Source organism: Pedobacter borealis DSM 19626, from assembly GCF_000708285.2.
Taxonomy (GTDB): domain Bacteria; phylum Bacteroidota; class Bacteroidia; order Sphingobacteriales; family Sphingobacteriaceae; genus Pedobacter; species Pedobacter borealis.
The window spans coordinates 37,779-52,100 of sequence record NZ_JAUG01000004.1; the positions used below are offsets into that span (position 1 = coordinate 37,779).

The 14,322-nt window shown below is 39.1% G+C and carries 13 protein-coding genes and 1 riboswitch; of the genes, 9 read left to right on the plus strand and 4 right to left on the minus strand.

Features of this window, described 5'->3' with window-relative positions:
* Positions 1–30: 30 nt before the first annotated feature.
* The 4 genes from AW17_RS02250 (at position 31) to AW17_RS02265 (ending at position 3,696) form a co-directional block, all read left to right on the plus strand.
* Entirely contained in the window at positions 31–792 is a 762-nt protein-coding gene (locus tag AW17_RS02250) for an enoyl-CoA hydratase/isomerase family protein (RefSeq protein ID WP_029274469.1), read from the plus strand.
* A 167-nt stretch (positions 793–959) separates the two neighbouring features.
* Entirely contained in the window at positions 960–1,841 is an 882-nt protein-coding gene (locus AW17_RS02255; RefSeq protein WP_029274470.1) for an SDR family oxidoreductase, read from the plus strand.
* Positions 1,842–1,906: 65 nt separating this feature from the next.
* Positions 1,907–3,178, plus strand: coding sequence for a phosphoribosylamine--glycine ligase (gene purD / locus AW17_RS02260; protein WP_029274471.1), 1,272 nt, complete (start codon positions 1,907–1,909; stop codon positions 3,176–3,178).
* An 11-nt stretch (positions 3,179–3,189) separates the two neighbouring features.
* Positions 3,190–3,696, plus strand: coding sequence for an SMI1/KNR4 family protein (locus AW17_RS02265; RefSeq protein WP_029274472.1), 507 nt, complete (start codon positions 3,190–3,192; stop codon positions 3,694–3,696).
* 176 nt (positions 3,697–3,872) lie between these two features.
* Here the strand turns inward: AW17_RS02265 and AW17_RS02270 are convergent, their stop codons facing one another.
* Both AW17_RS02270 and AW17_RS02275 read right to left on the minus strand, forming a co-directional pair.
* Complete coding sequence (locus AW17_RS02270; RefSeq protein ID WP_029274473.1) at positions 3,873–5,018, minus strand: TlpA disulfide reductase family protein; 1,146 nt, start codon at positions 5,016–5,018, stop codon at positions 3,873–3,875.
* A gap of 232 nt (positions 5,019–5,250) precedes the next feature.
* Positions 5,251–6,432: a formimidoylglutamase gene (locus tag AW17_RS02275; protein WP_029274474.1), complete on the minus strand. Its 1,182-nt coding sequence runs from the start codon at positions 6,430–6,432 to the stop codon at positions 5,251–5,253.
* A gap of 72 nt (positions 6,433–6,504) precedes the next feature.
* Here AW17_RS02275 and AW17_RS02280 point away from each other — a divergent pair, with 72 nt between their 5' ends.
* From AW17_RS02280 to AW17_RS02290, 3 genes are all read left to right on the plus strand, one after another.
* Positions 6,505–7,467 (plus strand): NAD-dependent epimerase/dehydratase family protein, encoded by a 963-nt coding sequence (locus AW17_RS02280; RefSeq protein WP_029274475.1) that lies wholly within the window; start codon positions 6,505–6,507, stop codon positions 7,465–7,467.
* The gene (locus AW17_RS02285) at positions 7,467–8,768 is read left to right on the plus strand and encodes an HAD-IB family phosphatase (RefSeq protein ID WP_029274476.1); all 1,302 of its coding nucleotides are present in this window, start codon (positions 7,467–7,469) and stop codon (positions 8,766–8,768) included. Before AW17_RS02280 ends, AW17_RS02285 begins: the two co-directional genes overlap by 1 nt.
* A 99-nt stretch (positions 8,769–8,867) precedes the next feature.
* Complete coding sequence (locus tag AW17_RS02290; RefSeq protein WP_029274477.1) at positions 8,868–9,467, plus strand: transposase; 600 nt, start codon at positions 8,868–8,870, stop codon at positions 9,465–9,467.
* 92 nt (positions 9,468–9,559) lie between these two features.
* Here the strand turns inward: AW17_RS02290 and AW17_RS02295 are convergent, their stop codons facing one another.
* A complete protein-coding gene (locus tag AW17_RS02295) occupies positions 9,560–10,837 on the minus strand; it encodes a voltage-gated chloride channel family protein (protein WP_051691586.1) in 1,278 nt (425 codons plus the stop codon).
* Between the two features lie 19 nt (positions 10,838–10,856).
* Positions 10,857–10,919, minus strand: a riboswitch (Fluoride riboswitch).
* Positions 10,920–10,983: 64 nt separating this feature from the next.
* Here AW17_RS02295 and AW17_RS02300 point away from each other — a divergent pair.
* Both AW17_RS02300 and AW17_RS02305 read left to right on the plus strand, forming a co-directional pair.
* Positions 10,984–11,949 (plus strand): tryptophan 2,3-dioxygenase family protein, encoded by a 966-nt coding sequence (locus tag AW17_RS02300; RefSeq protein WP_029274479.1) that lies wholly within the window; start codon positions 10,984–10,986, stop codon positions 11,947–11,949.
* Between the two features lie 144 nt (positions 11,950–12,093).
* Complete coding sequence (locus tag AW17_RS02305) at positions 12,094–13,158, plus strand: branched-chain amino acid aminotransferase (RefSeq protein ID WP_029274480.1); 1,065 nt, start codon at positions 12,094–12,096, stop codon at positions 13,156–13,158.
* A gap of 592 nt (positions 13,159–13,750) precedes the next feature.
* Here the strand turns inward: AW17_RS02305 and AW17_RS02310 are convergent.
* Positions 13,751–14,215: a DUF4920 domain-containing protein gene (locus AW17_RS02310; protein WP_029274481.1), complete on the minus strand. Its 465-nt coding sequence runs from the start codon at positions 14,213–14,215 to the stop codon at positions 13,751–13,753.
* Between the last annotated feature and the right edge of the window lie 107 nt (positions 14,216–14,322).

Genomic DNA, 14,322 nt, shown 5'->3' on the forward strand with positions numbered 1-14,322 from the left:
AGATTCTTAAATCTTGATACTATTTAAAATATGAATACAATAAAAGTAAGTGTTAAAGACCGCCTGGCAATCATTACGTTAGATAGAGGAAAATCGAATGCCTTAAACCGCGAGTTGATTACCGAGCTTGACGATATGCTTAAAAATATTACCGCCGATGATAACATTGGCGGTGTGATTTTAACCGGGACAGCACCTTTCTTTTCTGCTGGATTGGATTTGGTAGAACTTTATAACTATAACGAAGAAGAGGCTAAATCTTTCTGGCAGTTGTTTTTGGGTTTTACAGCCAGTATGGTCTCATTTAAAAAACCGATGGTAGCGGCAATTAGTGGCCATAGCCCGGCCGGCGGATGCGTAATGGCATTGGCCTGCGATTATCGGGTAATGGCAGAAGGACAATATATTATTGGACTTAATGAGGTGCCAGTAGGTATTATTGTGCCAAATAGTATTTTTCAATTGTATGCGTTTTGGTTAGGTAAGGCTGAAGCCAGTCGTAGTTTGCTTTCGGGTAAACTTTACAGCCCCGAAGAAGCTTTAAAAGCCGGTTTGGTTGATGAATTGGTGAAAAATGAAAGTTTGTTAACGGCTGCCGAACGTAAGATTAAGAAATACATGGAGCTCGAAAGTAATACCTGGTCGCAAAGCAAGTTAAATATACGCGAGGAATTAATTGCTGCCGTAACTGCAGATCAGTCGGCTACTTTAGAAAAAATGTTAGCACAATGGTGGTCGCCGGCAACACGCCATATTTTAAAAACAATTTTAGCTAATCTGCAGAGAAAATAAGTTTAGAGTTCGGAGCAGGGCGTTTGGAGTCGATTACTCGGTTCAAACAACTGAGCGATTACTCAGCACGGTTAACCAGTTTCAACAATTAACCGATTAACCAGTTTCAACAGTTAACCATTTAACAATTCCCAGCAATTTAGCTTTAACCAATTAACCAATATACTATGTTCAGTTATAATGCACCAATGCTCAGAGAAGACGCTTTAAAAGGAAAAACCATTGTAATTACAGGTGGTGGAACGGGGTTAGGGAAAGCAATGGGCGTATATTTCTTGAAATTAGGAGCCAACCTCGTAATCACAAGCAGAAAACAGGATGTACTGCAAAAAACTGCCGATGAAATGGAAGAAAAAACTGGCGGCAAAGTATTGGCGGTTGCATGTGATGTTAGAGAAGTAACGCAGGTAGAAAACGTATTGGCCAAAACTTTAGAAAGATTTGGTTCAGTTGATGTATTATTGAACAATGCTGCCGGTAACTTCATCTCTCCAACCGAACGGTTATCAGCCAATGCATTTTCATCCATTATTGATATCGTTTTAAAAGGAACAGTTAATTGTACACTTACCTTTGGTAAACACTGGATTAAGGAAAAACAAGCCGCAACAGTCTTAAATATAATCACTACCTATGCTTTTACGGGCTCAGCCTATGTTGTGCCTTCTGCCTGTGCAAAAGGCGGTGTTTTAGCACTAACCAGATCTTTAGCCGTAGAGTGGGGTAAATATGGTATCCGTACCAATGCTATTGCTCCAGGTCCGTTCCCAACCAAAGGCGCATGGGAGCGTTTATTGCCCGGCGATTTAGCCAAAAAATTCGATTTCAAAAACCGTGTACCGTTGAAAAGAGTTGGCGATCATCAGGAACTTGCCAATTTAGCTGCATTTCTGGTGAGCGATTTCTCTGGATACATTAATGGCGAAGTAATTACCATTGATGGCGGCGAATGGCTGCAGGGAGCAGGCCAGATGAACGGTCTGGAAGCAATCCCGAACGAAATGTGGGATATGCTCGAGCAAATGACAAGAAGTGCAAAAGGAAGCTAGTATTTGATGACAAGTCTTATTACTTGATACTCGCTACTTGTTACTAAAATATTATCTTTGCCGATATGAATATCTTACTTTTAGGTTCAGGCGGCAGAGAAAGCGCATTCGCTTGGAAAATGAGCCAGTCTTCGCACTGCGATAAACTAATTATTGCTCCAGGTAACGGTGGTACAGGAGCTTATGGTACAAACATCAACATCAATGTAAACGATTTTGATGCCATTAAAAAAGTAGTGCTTACCGAAAACATCGAACTCGTTGTAGTAGGTCCGGAAGAACCTTTGGTAAATGGTATTCACGATTTTTTCCTTGCCGACAAAGCCATTGCGCACATTCCAGTTATCGGACCTAAAAAAGAAGGGGCTATTTTAGAAGGAAGTAAAGATTTTTCTAAACAGTTTATGGAACGCCATGGTATTCCTACTGCGGCCTCAAAATCTTTCACGCCCGAAACTTTAGAAGATGGCTTGGCTTATCTGCAAAACCATGCATTGCCGGTTGTTTTAAAGGCCGATGGTTTGGCAGCAGGTAAAGGTGTGTTAATCTGTACCGAAACCATCGAGGCTCAGGAAGAATTAAAACTGATGCTTGGCGGTAAATTTGGTGCAGCCGGGGCAACAGTAGTAATCGAAGAATTTTTAAGCGGGATAGAACTTTCGGTATTTATTTTAACCGATGGCGAAAATTATATCACGCTGCCTTCAGCTAAAGATTATAAACGGATTGGTCAAGGCGATACCGGTTTAAATACTGGTGGTATGGGCTCTGTTTCGCCAGTTCCTTTTGCCACACCAGAATTTTTGGCTAAAGTAGAAGAACGGATTATTAAGCCAACAGTTGAGGGTTTAAAGAAAGATAATATCGATTATACAGGTTTCATCTTCTTCGGACTGATAAAAGTAGGGGAAGAGCCATTTGTAATCGAGTACAATGCACGTATGGGCGATCCTGAAACAGAGAGTGTGATCCCTAGAGTTGAAAACGACTTGGTAGAGTTGTTTTTAGCTACTGCCAACAAACAATTAAACCAGGTGAGTTTGGTTATTTCTGAGCAAACAGCTGCTACTGTAATGATTGTGGCAGGTGGTTACCCAGGCGATTACCTGAAGGGTAAAGCCATTACCGGAATTGAAAACCTACGTCATTCTAACGCATTCCATGCCGGAACATTGTTAGAAAATGATGTCGTGAAAACAAATGGAGGAAGGGTAATTGCGATTACCAGTTTGCAAAAAGATTTGTTTACTGCCTTACAATCTGCAACTGCTGATGCTGGTAGAATTTATTTCGATGGCAAATATTTCAGAGAAGATATTGGTTTTGACTTAATTTAAAAGAATATAAGTTGAAAAAGATACTTAAAAAGATTTCCGAAATCGCAATTAAACAAGGAGAGTTTAGTTTTACAACTGAGCAGATCGAAACAAAGTGGCTAGGTAATCAACCTGCCACCTTAGCCGAAATACAAGAAGCTGAAGTAAGATTGGGGGTAACGCTACCAACGGATTATAGAGAATTTCTGTTGATTACCAATGGATTTACCACGCCAAATGAACATGTTGATCCATCGTTTTCAAAAGCAAGCGATATCGCATTTCTAAAGGATGTTGATCCACAGCTGATCGAGATTTGGACAGAAAATGACGAGTTGCTAGAGGTGGCCATTAAACTGGCCAGAAGCATTATTATTGGTGGCTTAGGAGAAGAGCAATATTTTCTTCTAATCCCGCCGGTAATTGAAAATGCTGATTGGGAATACTGGAAATTTGCATCATGGATTCCAGGAGAAGATCCTTACGAAGGACTTGAAAATTATTTCATTAACGTATTGGATTTCTTAAAATCTGCATAATACGTTTTCGTATAAACAAAGAAAGAGGGTGTATCATAAAGGCGATTTCAGCCCAGAAGCTGTCATGTTGAGCCTGTCGAAACACCTCAAAGAGTATTTAAACAGGTCCTTCGACAAGCTCAGGATGACAAATTTATATTTATGATACACCCTCTTTCTTTGTTTTGAACGCTTTTTTATTTCGATTTACTTCCCAGTAATTCCTGAAGTTTATCTTGTAAAGCTTGTTCTCTTAAGCCTTTAGCAATAATTTTGCCTGTTGGATCAATTAAGAAATTGGCTGGAATTGAGCGGATACCATACATTTGAGCCACCTCGTTCTCCCAAAATTTTAAGTCCGAAACATGTGTCCATGTTAATTTGTCATCAGCAATTGCTTTTAACCATGCATCTTTTTTACCCGGACGGTCTAAAGAAACACCTAAAACGGTAAAGCCTTTATCTTTAAATTTGTTGTAGGCTACTACCACATTTGGGTTTTCCTGACGGCATGGGCCACACCAAGATGCCCAGAAATCGATCAGTACATATTTTCCTTTAAAATCAGATAATTTAACCGGTTTGCCTTCTGGATCATTCTGCGTAAAATCCATGGCCATTACACCTATCTCTGTTTTTTTTCCAGCATCAAACATTTGAGCAATTTTTTTGCCTGTATAAGTTGCTTTAAGCTCAGGTGATAGTGCTCCAAAAGCCTTTTCTGCTGCAGCAGCCTGATCAGGATCTGAAGCCAACTGGCTAATAGAAGTTAAGCTTATAAATGATTTTGGATTGCTGTTTGCAAACTGCAATAATAGTGGAGGCATTCCCTCTGATGCTTTTTCGAATTTAGCTCTCAGTGCACCTACAACTTCTTTATTCTGTTTTTGCTCTGCAGTATAGCCTCTATATTCTGCATCGATAGCCATAAGCTGATCATTTACCGGTTTGGTTAATGCTTTTAATTTCTTTGCATCGTCATTAACTGGTGAGCCAGTAATTATTGCTTTTTTTAATGAATCTGCTGCGGCCAGTTTTATGTTTCCAGGCTCTACATAAAGCGATAAAGCATCTAATTTTTCGCCTTCTGCCGGACGGTTAACATAAGGATTTTTATTTAAGAAAAGACTTCCCTGTGCCGGACTGGCTAGTGTTCCTTTAAAAGCAAAAACACCGTTTGCTACAATTGCCGAATCGGTAATGCTTTTACCTTCTGTCTGATAAACAAGGTAAACCTTATCTCCGGTTTTTAGGCCTTTTATGTCGCCGTTAACTGCAAATGGCTTCTGTGCCAATGCTGCAAGTGGCAATAACGCCATTGCTGATAATAATATTTTTTTCATCTGTATAATATTTTTTTCATTGATGATGTAGCTATCATGATTTGTTGATTTTACTTTGATTTTGAAAATCATGATGGTTTCATGAGGTTAGTTTAATCCTGTCCAAATATAGAAATCTGTACCGCTAAAACGTAAATAGCTGTGTAAAATTATGATAGATTTATTCGTTTAATTATTTAGCTCCCAATAACATAATAGGATTTTTCTAACCCCACCTTGAAATTACATAAGTTTAGTTTAATTTTTGATAGGTTCTCCACCATAAATCGGGCATTTCGCCATTAACAGCAGTCTGGTAATCATCATATCTGCAAGGCACAAGGTGGTAGCGCTCGTTTTTAGATTGTCCCGAAGGGTAAGGGACCTGCATCCACCAGCGGTCTGATTTTTTGCTTTTCACAAACATCATTTCCCCTGAACCATCTTTTAAACTGGTTCGATAGATCATAAATTGCGATTTCGGCGTAAGCGGGAAGTCCTTTTTGCGGGCGTAAAATCCATCTACAAAATACCATACCATCTGAGCAAGTAAAAAGGCTGTTTGTCCGTTGTTATCGTAGGCCGGATTAAACTCGTAAAAACCAATTGAGGTCAACTTATCATTCATGCCAGCATAACGGGCAATACGGCAAGCTTCTTCGCCATCAAAACCATTTGGTGTGGTATTCGCATTTGCAGCAGCATCGGCAGAACGGATAGCGCCCATGTCAAAGCTAATCATGTTTGCATTACGGATAATGGGCTCTGTTAAGGTAATGTCCTGAGCAAATTCACCCAAGCGGTGTACATCAAAATATAATTTATCCATCACGCTCAAACTTTCTTGGTTTACAAAATAAGTTTGATAACCCACATTGCTAAAATTGAAAAGGTAATTGGGCTGGTGCAGGAAAATTTTGTTCAGGTAACAGTCCGAGCGGGTAGCAATTCCCTCATTGTCGTCATCGCCAATGTCAAATTGGTTATCAATAACCACCAGATCTACTTTTTGCTCTAAATCTTCATAACCCAGGTATTGGCCATAGGTTAGGTCTTGCCCACCACCAATAATGATCGGAATAATGTCTTTTTTAATCAGTTCCGAAACCACCATCTTGATGGCAATGTAGGTATCGGCAATGGTTGCGCCATGTTTAATATTGCCTAAATCGACAATCCTGCTATTAAAAGCACCTTCGTTGAGTTTATAAAATTTCTCTCTAAAATAATCGGGTGCCAGGGCAGAGCCTTCATTGTTAACGGCGCCTCTTCCATCAAGTACCCCAAAAATTGCCAGATCGTAGGTGTGCTCCTCAAAATCGGGGAACGATTCGGTGTAAATCTGCGCTTTTAACCCCAGCTGACTTGTAAAAAATCCTTGCTTGGGTGTAAAACTATCGGGGTTTATAGGGGAAAAGAAATCCGTTAATGACATATATTTAAAACTCTCGGCTCAAATATCTATTTTTGAATGCGTATTTCCACATATAGCTCGAAAAAAAATAAAATGATACTGGTAACCGGAGGAACTGGATTTTTAGGATCTGAATTAATTAAGCAGTTAACCGATAGGGGTTTAACTGTTCGGGCCTTGAGGCGGGAGAAATCTAAAATCCCTTCACAAATCCAGAATATCCCACTCGTTGAATGGTTTGAGGCTGATATTAACGAGCCTTCTGCATTGGAAGATGCCTTTATCGGGATTACCAAAGTTTACCATTGCGCAGCTTTTGTGTCCTTCAACCCAAAAGATAAAAAGCAACTTTTTCACGTAAACATAGAAGGAACCTCGAACATTGTAAATCTTTGTGCCGAAAATAACTGTCGTTTATTGCATGTAAGCTCAGTTGCTGCGTTAGGAAATGCTAAAAAAGGCAACAAGATTACTGAAAAAGACTTTTGGGAATACGATGCCAAAGCACACGCCTATGGTTTATCGAAATACGAGGGTGAGATGGAAGTTTGGAGGGGCATTACTGAAGGTTTAGACGCTATTATTGTCAATCCATCGGTAATTATCGGTAAAAGTGCGGGCTTTGAGGGGAGTGGAGCAATTTTTAAACTGGTAAAAGGTGGTTTTCCATTTTATACTGATGGGGCTTCGGGTTTTGTAGATGTAGAAGATGTGGCCAAAGCGATGATCTTGTTAATGGAGGCGGAAGTTTCTGGAGAACGGTATATCATTTCTGCCGATGATTATCATTATAAAGATCTGTTCAGCGAAATTGCACAGGGTTTTGGCGTTAAAGCACCAAAAAGAGAAGCAAAACCATGGATGCTCGGAATAGCCTGGAGGGCGCTAAAATTTACATCCATATTCACTGGTAAACAGCCTTCCATCACTAAAGATGCTGCAAAGAGCAGTTTAACCTTAAGTTATTACAATAACAATAAAATAAAAACGGAAACAGGCATTACCTTTAAGCCAGTTGCCGAAAGTATAAAAGAAATTACCCAACATTTAAGATAATGCCCAAACAGAAAGCCTATTACATCATCGATTTTGATAGTACCTTTACACAGGTAGAAGCACTTGATGAACTTGCACGAATTTCGCTAAAGAACCACCCAGATAAAGAGGCGATTTTTCAAAAAATTGAAGATTATACCAATTTTGCCATGGAAGGAAAACTTTCCTTCTCCGAAAGTTTAGCACAACGTGTTAAGCTTCTTGAAGCTAACGAAGATCATTTAAAACAACTCATCAAACATTTGAAAAAGAAAGTATCTACCTCTTTTTCGCGTAATGCCGAGTTTTTTAAGAAACATGCCGATGAGGTGCTGATTGTTTCTGGCGGATTTAAGGAATTTATTACTCCTGTAGTGAGCCAATACCACATTAAAAAGGAAAATATTTATGCCAATACCTTTGTAACCACTGGCGATGGTAAAATTATAGATTACGATCATACCAATCCATTAAGTGAAGAGGGTGGCAAAGTAAAATTACTTCAGCATTTAAAGCTCGAAGGCGAACTATTCGGTATTGGCGATGGGTATTCTGATTTCCAGTTGCGCGAAAGCGGTATCATCAATAAATTTTTTGCATTTACAGAGAATATAGCCCGTGAAAGTATTGTTTCGAAAGCTGACCATGTAACACCAAGCTTCGACGAGTTTTTGTACGTAAACGATCTGCCGCGTGCAATTTCTTATCCTAAAAACAGAATCCTTTGCCTGGTAATTGGTGAAGTTGATCCCTTAACGATTGCTATCCTTAAAAACGATGGTTTATCAATTAGGCATAAAACTTCTTTTGAAGATAAATACGTAAAGGATGTGGGAATTATTCTTTTAGCTGATGGCGAAAAAATAAATAAAGAACAGTTAAAAAACGCAGCTAAGCTAAAAACTATAGGTTATTTAGGTAATGCGAAAAATAAAATAGACCTCGATTTATGTACCAAACAAGGTATTGTTGTTTTCGATGACCCTAAAAATAATCCACGTAATATCGATTTTATCCCGAAACGGGTTGCCGATTTTATGAATACCGGAGCAACTTATCTGAGCAGCAATTTCCCTAACTTACAATTGCCAAAAATTGAGAAATCGCATCGCTTAATTCACATCCACAAAAACGTTCCGGGTATTATGGCGAAAATCAACACTGTTTTTGCCAAGCACGACATTAACATTGTGAGCCAGTTTTTAATGACCAATCCTGAGATTGGCTATGCCATTACCGATATCAATGCAGAATACGATAAACAATTGTTTAAATCGCTTAAAAAGATCGAGCATACCATAAAGTTTAGGGTGCTGTATTAATTTTCTCGAAGGCTTTGACAACCTTATAGGCTATTTGCCAGTAGGTTGTCAAAGCTTTTTATAGCCTATTTTTAGTATATTGGTTTATGCAACATTCTTATGGCAAAGACCGAACATTACTATACTAAATTTGAACAAGGAAAATTCTATCACATTTATAACCGATCTATAGATAGGCAACCACTTTTTAAATCAGATGCTAATTATAGGTTTTTCCTAAAAAAATTCGATCTATACCTTTCCAATGTTTTAGACGTATATGCATATTGTTTATTAGGGAATCATTTTCATCTGCTAATCCGGGTTAAAGAAAGTTTAAAGGCTAATGACCCAATTAGTGAATTTTCAGTGCATGATATTGTAAGCAAACAATTCAGAATATTTTTCCAATCATACGCATTGGCATTTAATATCCAGCATAAAAGAATAGGTACATTATTTCAAACGCCATTTAAACGTGCTCAGATAAACGACGAATCTTATTTTACAAGGCTTGTTTATTATATTCATTCTAATCCTCAAAAGCATAATCTTATTTCCGATTTCAGAGATTGGAAATGGAGTTCTTACGGTCGGATTCTACTTGAAGCCAATACTAAATTAAAGAAACATTATGTGTTGGATTGGTTTGGTGGAAAAGCAGGATATCTAAAATTTCACTCTGACATTCAGGATGGTATCATGTTTGATGAACTTTGACAGCCTTCTTTGCAAATCTCTAGAAGATTGTCAAAACCAATTCGATAAGCTTTGACAACCTTACAGGCCTCTTGTTGAGAAGGTTGTCAAAGCTATCTCAAAAACTGATGCCTCTTCAACAACAAATGCTTAGGTGCACCTATCGTTTGCGACCGATAAATTCCCGTATGGCCTGAAAATAAGTAAGCAGTAACACAGGCTAAGGCGATATAAATTCCCGATGAGGTACCAAATAGCTCTACGCCCATAAAAATACAGGCCAAAGGGGTGTTCGCTGCCCCTGCAAAAACAGCCACAAAGCCCATTCCTGCCAACAGTCCAAGAGGTAAGGGGATAAAGAAACTCAAAAAACTACCCAGTGTGGCCCCAATAAAGAAAAGTGGAGTAACTTCACCGCCCTTAAACCCTGCACTCAGGGTAAATGCTGTTAAAAATAATTTGATCGCAAATGTATAATACGCTTCTTGTTGAACAAAGGATTCTGAAATAACCGGAATGCCCAAGCCGATATATCGTGTATTTCCGATCAGGTAAATAATACCAATTAAAACTAGTCCACCAATAAATGGCCTTAATGGTGGGTATTTGATTTTACTGAAAAGACTTGATAAGCCATGGTTTAAGGCTGAAAAAGATCTTGCCACCAGTCCAAATAGTATTCCTGCACCTAAGGATAACAGTAAATTGATCGAATTCATTTCCGGCACCAGAGAAATGGAATAATGGGTATGCCCAACACCCCAGCTTTTGCAGGCATAATCGGCAATAATTGCAGTAATAAATGAAGGAAGAATGGAACTATAGGTTAAACTTCCAATAACGAAAACTTCCAATCCGAATACTGCGCCTGCCAATGGTGTCCCGAAAACAGAGGCAAAGCCAGCACTGATCCCGCAGATGAGGATCACTTTTCGATCTCTGGCTTTAAGTTTAAACAGTTTCGTAAACTGGTCGGCAAAGGCTCCTCCAATTTGCACAGCTGTACCCTCTCTTCCAGCCGAGCCGCCAAATAAATGGGTAATAATCGTGCCTGCAAAAATGAGTGGCGCCATAATCAGCGGAATCACATTTTTGGGCGATTGTAATTCCTCAATCAAGAGGTTGTTGCCCTTTACAACGGCTGCACCCCAGTAATGGTAAGCCAGGCCAATGAGTATACCGGCAATTGGTAAAAAGGCGATAATCCAGAGGTGTTGTTCACGGTAATTGGTTGCCCAGTTTAAAGTTTCTAAAAACAGGGCAGAGGCAGAGCCTATAATCCCACCCAATATTGCAGAAATCAACAGCCACTTTAATGTGCTAATTAAGAGTAATCTGAAGTCGAGTTTAATAAACAGAAGAAATCCTTCTGTTAGTTTTTTAACAGGCATTTGAATTCAATTTTAAATAAAAATCGTAGGAGTCATCAGCCTGTTTGGGCGGTTTTGGCGGTACTCCATCGCCATTGTCCCAAATGTATAAAATTTAGTTATTTGTTGCAAAATCTTTATCACCTTTGTGCAGCTAACTTTAAACCATGGATTTTACACCCGAAATAAAAGACAAACTACATCAACTGCAAGAAAAGTATACGGCAATGGGGCAAGATATGGCATCGTACCTCGATGGACTCTTATATGCCGATTTCTTAACCTATTGGGACTACATTCATTTGGATACTTTGCTGAGCTTACAGAATCCTAAAACACCCATTCCGGATGAAGAGATTTTCATTATGTACCATCAAATCACGGAACTTTATTTTAAGCTTGCACTGCACGAATGCAGGCAGATTGCTGAACATGAAAATTTAACCGCCGAATTTTTTACTGCACGCGTAAAACGGATCAACGCTTATTTCAATGCCTTAACCACTTCTTTCGAGGTGATGGTTGATGGTATGGAGAAAGAGCAGTTCCTGAAATTCCGCATGTCGTTATTGCCTGCCAGTGGATTCCAATCTGGCCAGTACCGGATGATCGAGATCTGTGCTACAGATTTTATCCAATTGGTAGATAAAAGCAAACGCGAAGAACTAAGTACTGCAACAATAGAAGAACAATTCGAAAATATTTACTGGAAATTCGGTGCAACCGAGCTGTCTTCGGGTAAGCAAACTTTAACCTTAAAGCAATTTATTAAAAAGTATGCTGCTCAGTTTCTACAACTGGCTAAAGATCGCACCTTAACTAATTTTTCTGCTTTATACCATCAATTGCAAGCGAATGGAGCCGATGTTTCTGCCCTTGCAGAGGAGTTGCGTAAGTTAGATTTGTATGTAAATGTAGAATGGCCTTTATCGCACTACAAATCGGCCGTACGTTATTTGGAGAAAGATCCGGTTGATATTGCAGCAACAGGTGGAACCAACTGGCAAAAGTATCTGCCTCCGCGTTTTCAGAAGAGAATCTTTTATCCGTTCTTATGGACCGGTGAGCAAATAGAAGAGTGGGGTAAAGGTTGGGTGCTTAGTGTACTTAAAACACTCAAAAACAAAGATTAATATTACAAAAAGCTATTAAAAAAGCCTGTTTTTTCTTAATTTGCGCGAAATAATTAATGACAGAATGAGCGAACTATTGAATAAGAGAATGAGCGGTAAAACACTCAACCATTCGATCATTCACCCATTCAAAATTCAAATACAATGACCGAGACATTAGATATAAAAATCACCAAAGCAGCGCAAACACGTTTGGCTGTTACTGATTTTTCGCAATTACCGTTCGGTAAGGTTTTTACCGATCACATGTTTACTGCCGACTACGAAGATGGCGAATGGAAAAATTTACAGATTCTTCCTTATGGCCCAATTCCGATGAGCCCGGCAATTTCTGCACTTCATTATGGACAGGCGATTTTCGAAGGATTAAAGGCTTACCGCCAACCAGATGGTAAAATTAGTGTTTTCCGTGCCGATAAAAACTTCGAACGTTTTAACAAATCAGCCGCCAGAATGTCGATGCCGGGTATTCCTGAAGAAATTTTTATGCAAGGTTTGGCCGCATTAATCAATGTTGATGAGAAATGGGTACCTAATCAGGAAGATTATGCTTTATACATCCGCCCGGTCATGTTTGCAATGGACCCTTATTTGGGCGTTAAGGCATCTGATACCTATAAGTTTGCTTTGTTAACTACACCAACTGGTCCATATTACAGTAGTGCACTAAAGGTTAAAATTGAAACTGAATTTACGCGTGCAGACGAAGGTGGTGTAGGCTTTGCCAAAACTGCTGGAAATTACGCACGTTCGTTATATCCTTTCGAGCAAGCTAAAAAAGAAGGTTACGATCAATTGATCTGGACAGATTCGGTAACGCATGAGTTTATTGAAGAAGCTGGAACTGCCAACTTACTTTTTGTAATTAATGGCAAATTGGTTACGCCATCAGTACGCAGTACGGTTTTAGATGGTGTAACGCGTGATACCATTATTAAACTGGCTAAAGATGCCGGAGTAGAAGTTGAAGAACGTAGGGTTTCTGTCAAAGAAGTGATCGAAGGAATTGAAAACGGAAGCTTAACAGAGGCTTTTGCCGCAGGAACTGCAGCTACAGTAACGCATGTGGGCGAAATGGGCTATAATGGTCAGAGCTATAAATTGACCGACCCATCTACAAGACATATTTCTAATGGCATTGCTAAAAAATTAAACGATATCCGTTACGGTTTAGCACCTGATGAATTTGGCTGGAACTGGGTTTTATAATTCGGAAACCATTTAAAAGTAAACCCCGATACAGCATATGCATCGGGGTTTCTTATTTATAATATCGTCATTTTGAGGGATAATTTATTGTATAAAAATCAATATGAATGACGCATATCTTTTTTTGCCCAGAAGCTCATTCTTGCCTCGGCTCGCCACCGCCAAAGGGCTCTTTCTTTTTGGCATCAAAAAGACCAGCAAAAAACCCATGAAAAAACAAAAAATGCCGGCTGAAAATTTTTCTTTCGAAGCTAGTGGGTTGGCTTGATGAGTGCGGCCCGAAAAATTTGTTAGGCCGGGTTTAAGTAGAACGGGGATACCGTGGTGCGGCCTAGTTGGGCGGAAACACAAAATAGGTTAAAACGTTGATTATTAGTTGTTTGTAAAATAACGTCAATGGTAGTGGTGTATAACGCGTCGAAAACCCGAAAGCTCAGCGCGAAGCTAATCTATTATAGATCTCTCCATTTCGCTACGCTTCAGGAGATGACGACTTTCATATAGTATATTGTTATTTATAATTTATTGTAGCAAAATTTAGCTCTTTAGGCTTGCCGCCGCTAACTTCGGTCTTCGGACCCCGGACTTTCTTTTATTTATCCAAAATCACTACGCCTTTAGCTTCGAAAGCCAATTCTTTTTTAGGATCGGTAATTTTTGCTACTTCTTCAGGAGATTTTTTAGCATCTTCAGCATAGTGGCGTAAAGTTTCTACCGAGATGGTTTGTCTCTTTGCTAATCCATCCAAAACTACTTTTTTGCCAACAATATCCATCGGCATAAAGAATGCATAATCTTTAAAAGTTACCCGCATTGGATCGCCATTGGGCATTTCTAAAGTCATCCAGCAGCCCTTTTTCTTACACACATCTACCACCTTGCCTTCGATTTTCATATCGGCAATTTTTTTATCCCCCATGGCAGCTTCCATCTTTGCAGCAGGTTTTACATCGCCTGGTTTAACTTCTTCTCCAAATTTTTGACCAGTATATGCGCTTTGAGCAAATGAAAATGCCGCTAATAGGCAAAAGCCCAAGCTTAGAATGATTTTTTTCATGATTTTACAATTATCCGGTTAATGATCTAATCAAAGTTATTTAAAATTTTTCATTCATAATGAAAACAAAAAATCCCCGCTAACATCCATTAACGGGGAAAATCATC